We start from the raw sequence: 5,099 nt of genomic DNA, 5'->3' as shown, positions 1-5,099 counted from the left end.
GTGGAAATGTTCCCCACCCGCGTGCGTTACACCTCCATGTCCCTGCCCTATCACATCGGCAACGGCTGGTTCGGTGGCCTGCTGCCGACCACGGCCTTCGCCATGGTCGCGGCCACGGGCAACATCTACTACGGCCTCTGGTACCCGATCGTGGTGGCCCTGCTGACGGTCGTCGTCGGCGGACTGCTGATCCGGGATCGCAAGGACGTCGACATCCACGCCTGAAGGAGCGCGCCGTCATGAGGACCACCGACCCCGATCCCGGCGGCGCCCCGTCCACGGATCCCGGCGCGCTGATCCTCGACCTGCTGCTGATGGCGGACGACGCCCGCGCGTCCTCCGACGAGCTGACAGCGGCCGGCGCCGTTTTCGACCAGTCGGCGGCCGCAATGACCGACGCCGCCGCGCGGCTGGTCAGCGAAGGCCGGCTGACGCGGACGGAAGACGGGTCCTTCGTTGAAAGCGGACCGGACGCGGTCTCGGCCCGGCGTCTGCGGCAATGGCGCGAGACGGTGTTCCGCCGCCGGGTGTGGACCGGCTGCTGGCTGCTGGCGGCGGACGCCCCGGCCGCCGCAGAGGCGCTTCAGGTCGAAGGCTTCCGCCGGACCGCCGAAGGCTTCTGGCTGCGGCCCGACACCATCGTCGGCGGACTGGACGCCTGCCGGGACCGGTTGCGCGAGGCCGGCGTCCCTCCGACGCTGTTCACCGCGCGCCTGGACCGGCTGGACGGCGCCGTCACGCGGACCGCCGCGTCGCTTTGGGACGTGTCGGGCATGGGCGAGGCGCGCAAGGCGCTTCTCGCCCGCCTGGCGCGAAGTTCGGAACAGCTGGGGTCGCTGCCCCCCTCGGCGGCGGCGCGCGAGAGCCTGACGCTGGGCGCGGCCGTCGTCAGGGCCATCGCCGGCGACCCGCTCCTGCCGATGGACTGGGACGCCCGCCCCCTGGTCGAGGAGCTGGCGCCGGCGCTGCAGGCCTATGAAGGGCCAAGGCGCGAGGCCTGGGCCGCCGCCCTGCCGCGCGCCTGATCCCGCCCCGCACGACGCCTCAGACCGCGTCCAGCGCCTGGGACAGGTCGGCGAACAGGTCCTCGACATTCTCGATGCCGACCGACAGACGCACCAGGTTGTCGCCGATGCCGCAGCGGGCCTTGGCCTCGGCGGTGTAGTCCGAGTGGGTGGTGCTGGACGGGTGGGAGACCAGGCTCTCGGTCCCGCCGAGGCTGACCGCCAGCTTGAACAGCTGCAGGGCGTTGAGCATCCGGAAGGCCTCGGCCTCGCCGCCCTTGAGCCGCAACGAGAAGGTCGATCCGGCGCCCGAGCACTGGCGGCTGAAGATCGCCTGCTGTTCGGCCGAGCTTTCCGCGCCGCCCGCGTCGAGCACCGCCTCGATCTTGGGATGGCCGCGCAGGCGCCGGACCAGTTCCGAGGCGTTCTGCTGCGACCGCTCCATGCGGATCTGCAGGGTCTCCAGGCTGCGAGTCAGCAACCAGGCGGTGTGGGCGTCGGTGATCGTGCCGCAGATGGTGCGCATCTCCGCCACCCGACCCATCAGGTCCGCGCGCCCCAGGCAGGCGCCGGCGATCAGATCCGAATGGCCGCCGACGTATTTGGTCAGGGAGTAGAGGATTAGGTCCGCGCCATGCTCGAACGGCTTCTGCCACAGGGGGCCGAGGAAGGTGTTGTCGACCACCAGCGGCGGCGGCTCGGCCTGGCCGAGGGCGCGGATGGCGTCGGCGGCGGCGCGCAGATCGATCAGCTGATTGGTGGGGTTGGCCGGGGTCTCGACATAGACCGCCGCCAGCCGTCCGCCGCGCGCCGCCGCACGCGCGGCCGCTTCGGGGATGGCGTCGACCAGGGTCCGGCCGCCGTCGCATTCCGACACGCTGATCGTCTCCACGACCATGCGCGGCAGGATGCGGTCAAACAGGTATTCGGTGCCGCCATAGGCCGGGGCGGTGTAGATGACCACGTCATTGGGCCGGCTCAGCGCCAGGATGGTGGTCGAGATGGCCGCCATGCCGCTGGAGAAGACCAGCGCCTTGTCCGCGGCGTCCCAGACCGCCAGACGGTCCTCGAGGATTTCGAGATTTGGGTTGTTGATCCGCGAATAGATCAGGCCCAGCGCCTCTTCCGGATCCTTCTCGCGCAGACCGTAGGCGACCTCGAAGAAGCGCTTGCCGTCCTCGGCCGAGCGGAACACGAAGGTCGAGGTCTGGAAGACCGGCGGCTTGATCGAGCCTTCCGACAGGGCGGGATCATAGCCGAAGCCCATCATCAGGGTTTCGGGCGCGAGCGTGCGGTTCCCGAGCGTGCGGGCGCGGTGGCGGTAGGTCATGGGTCATCTCCTGATGGGCGCGTCTGGCGGCGCCCTTGTCCCTTGGCGTCGCGATACGTGATCCGGTCGAGGTTCGCCAGCGGCGCCGGAGCGAGGCGCGGGAGTCGGCGCTTCCCCTTGCCTCGGCTGTCGGCCTAACGTGGGCGATCCGACGCGAGGAGCCGCCCATGACGACCGACCCCGAACTCTATCCCGTCCCGTCCGAATGGGCCCAGCGCGCCCGGATGACCAAGGCGGGCTATGAGACGGCGCGGGTCGCGGCGCGCGAGACGCCGGACGCCTTCTGGAGCGAGCAGGCCCGCCGGCTGGACTGGATGACGACGCCGTCGGTGATCAAGGCCGTCTCGTTCCAAAAGGCGGACTTCCACATCCGCTGGTTCGAGGACGGCGTGCTGAACGTCGCGTACAACTGCCTGGACCGGCACCTGGAGACGCGCGGCGACGAGACCGCGATTATCTGGGAGGGCGACGAACCGACCCAGTCGGGCAAGCTCAGCTATCGCGAGCTGCACGCCGAAGTCTGCCGCATGGCCAATGTGCTGAAGGGCCTCGGGGTGGTGAAGGGCGACCGCGTCACCCTGTACCTGCCGATGATCCCGGCCGCGGCGGTCGCCATGCTGGCCTGCGCGCGGATCGGGGCCGTGCATTCGGTCGTCTTCGGCGGCTTCTCGCCGGACAGTCTGGCGGGGCGGATCGAGGACTGCGGCTCCAAGATCGTGATCACCGCCGACGAGGGGATGCGCGGCGGCAAGCGGGTGCCGCTGAAGGCCAATGTCGACGCGGCGCTGGAGAAGGTGGCGGTCGACAAGGTGCTGGTCGTCTCGCACACCCACGCCGACGTGCCGATGGTCGAGGGCCGCGACGTTGCCTACGGCGAGGCCAGGCAGGGCGTCGGCGACGACTGCCCGTGCGAGCCGATGAACGCCGAGGATCCGCTGTTCATCCTCTACACCTCGGGCTCGACCGGAAAGCCCAAGGGCGTGCTGCACACCACGGGCGGTTATCTGTTCTGGGCGTCCTGGACCCACGAGCTGGTGTTCGACTACCGGCCCGGCGAGGTCTTCTGGTGCACCGCCGACGTAGGCTGGGTCACCGGCCACAGCTATTGCGTCTACGGCCCGCTGGCCAACGGCGCGACGACCCTGATGTTCGAGGGCGTGCCCAACTATCCGACGGTCAGCCGCTTCTGGCAGGTGGTGGACAAGCACCAGGTCGAGATCTTCTACACCGCCCCGACGGCGCTGCGGGCCTTGATGCGCGAGGGCGACGGGCCGGTGCAGGCGACCAGCCGCTCATCGCTGCGCCTGCTCGGCACGGTCGGCGAGCCGATCAATCCGGAGGCCTGGCGCTGGTATCACGAGGTGGTCGGCGACGGCCGCTGCCCGATCGTGGACACCTGGTGGCAGACCGAGACCGGCGGGGTGCTTGTCTCGCCCCTGCCCGGCGCGACGGACCTGAAGCCCGGCTCGGCGACCAAGCCCCTGCCGGGCGTCGAGCTGCAGCTGGTGGACGCGGACGGCGCGGTGCTGGAGGGCGCGACCTCGGGCAATCTGGTCATCACCGACAGCTGGCCGGGGCAGATGCGCACCGTCTGGGGCGATCACCAGCGCTTCTTCGACACCTATTTCAGCGCCTATCCGGGCAAGTATTTCACCGGCGACGGCTGCCGCCGGGACGAGGACGGCTATTACTGGATCACCGGGCGGGTGGACGATGTGATCAACGTCTCGGGCCACCGCATGGGCACCGCCGAGGTCGAAAGCGCCCTGGTGTTGCACGACGACGTGGCCGAGGCGGCGGTGGTCGGCTTCCCGCACGACATCAAGGGCCAGGGCATCTACGCCTACGTCACCCTGAACAAGGGGGTGGAGCCGACCGTGGACCTGCACAAGGCGCTGATCGCCCACGTCCGCAAGGAGATCGGGCCGATCGCGGCCCCGGACGTGATCCAGTGGGCCCCGGGCCTGCCCAAGACCCGCTCGGGCAAGATCATGCGCCGGATCCTGAGAAAGATCGCCGAGAACGAGGTCGGATCGCTGGGCGACACCTCGACCCTGGCCGATCCGTCGGTGGTCGAGGATCTGGTGAAGAACCGCGCCGGCGGCTGAGCGGCGCCTGAAACGAAAACCGCCGCCGGAGGTCCGGCGGCGGTTCACAGGTCACGGAGAGATCAGGCTCAGCCCCAGGGATCGTGATCCGCGGGGCTGCCGGTGTGCGACCGGCCCTGGAAATCATCCAGGGCGCGCTGCATCTCGTGCTCCAGGTTCCAGAAGTCGATCGCCGAGCCGGGGTTGAACTGGAAGGCATGGCTTTCCAGGCCGCCGAAGAAGCCGGCCGGCTCCATCATGAGACGGTCTCCGACCTCCGACGGCAGGACCAGGGGACCGTCGCCGATGGCCTTGTAGTTCACGAAGCCGTCGTCCAGCACGCCCGGCAGGACCAGGGGCATGTCCACGGTCGCCTTGGCGGCCGGCGCTTCGACGTCGGCCGGCAGGACCTGCGGTCCGGCGTCGACGATCTTGACCGTGTCGGCCGACGGCGCGACCGGCTGGACCTGCGGTCCGCCCAGCAGGAAGTCGTCGGCGACGAGCGGCGAGACCAGGGCGTCGGCGCCCTGGTCCTTATCGCCGACGTCGGCGGGGGCGGCGGGCGGGGTCAGGTCGCGGGTGGAGCGGTCTCCGAACTCGAGGACCTCGATGCTGGTGGCCAGGATCGATCCGTCGCGGCCGGCGGTGTTGTCGATGATCCGCCAGCCGGCGCCCTCG

The 5,099-nt window shown here is 70.1% G+C and carries 4 protein-coding genes and 1 pseudogene; 3 read left to right on the top strand and 2 right to left on the bottom strand.

The genetic code is table 11. The features are described from left to right. Window positions 1–225 (top strand): annotated as a pseudogene (locus tag Q0C81_RS15820) (MFS transporter); the annotation flags it as partial. 14 nt (window positions 226–239) lie between these two features. Further along, on the top strand, window positions 240–1,025 hold the full coding sequence (locus tag Q0C81_RS15815; RefSeq protein WP_291840084.1) for a hypothetical protein: 786 nt from the start codon (window positions 240–242) through the stop codon (window positions 1,023–1,025). 19 nt (window positions 1,026–1,044) lie between these two features. Here the strand turns inward: Q0C81_RS15815 and Q0C81_RS15810 are convergent, their stop codons facing one another. Then, window positions 1,045–2,334, bottom strand: a complete 1,290-nt coding sequence (locus Q0C81_RS15810; RefSeq protein WP_291840082.1) for a cystathionine gamma-synthase family protein — start codon at window positions 2,332–2,334, stop codon at window positions 1,045–1,047. Window positions 2,335–2,501: 167 nt separating this feature from the next. On the opposite strand from Q0C81_RS15810, the gene acs reads away from it, so the two are divergent. Next, window positions 2,502–4,442, top strand: a complete 1,941-nt coding sequence (gene acs, locus Q0C81_RS15805) for an acetate--CoA ligase (RefSeq protein WP_291840079.1) — start codon at window positions 2,502–2,504, stop codon at window positions 4,440–4,442. A 68-nt stretch (window positions 4,443–4,510) separates the two neighbouring features. Here acs and Q0C81_RS15800 read toward each other — a convergent pair. Next, window positions 4,511–5,099 (bottom strand): hypothetical protein (locus tag Q0C81_RS15800; RefSeq protein WP_291840076.1); only part of this gene is annotated, 589 nt, incomplete at its 5' end.

The sequence above is a fragment of the Brevundimonas sp. genome, from assembly GCF_023259385.1.
Classification (GTDB): domain Bacteria; phylum Pseudomonadota; class Alphaproteobacteria; order Caulobacterales; family Caulobacteraceae; genus Brevundimonas.
The sequence above is the reverse complement of the archived record's forward strand: the minus strand, read 5'-3'. Positions and strand labels throughout refer to the sequence as shown.

Excerpts from the sequence above, each read along its gene's own strand:
- Q0C81_RS15815 (WP_291840084.1), top strand. The coding sequence starts at position 240 with ATGAGGACCACCGACCCCGATCCCGGCGGCGCCCCGTCCACGGATCCC.
- Q0C81_RS15810 (WP_291840082.1), bottom strand. The coding sequence starts at position 2,334 with ATGACCTACCGCCACCGCGCCCGCACGCTCGGGAACCGCACGCTCGCG.
- acs (WP_291840079.1), top strand. The coding sequence starts at position 2,502 with ATGACGACCGACCCCGAACTCTATCCCGTCCCGTCCGAATGGGCCCAG.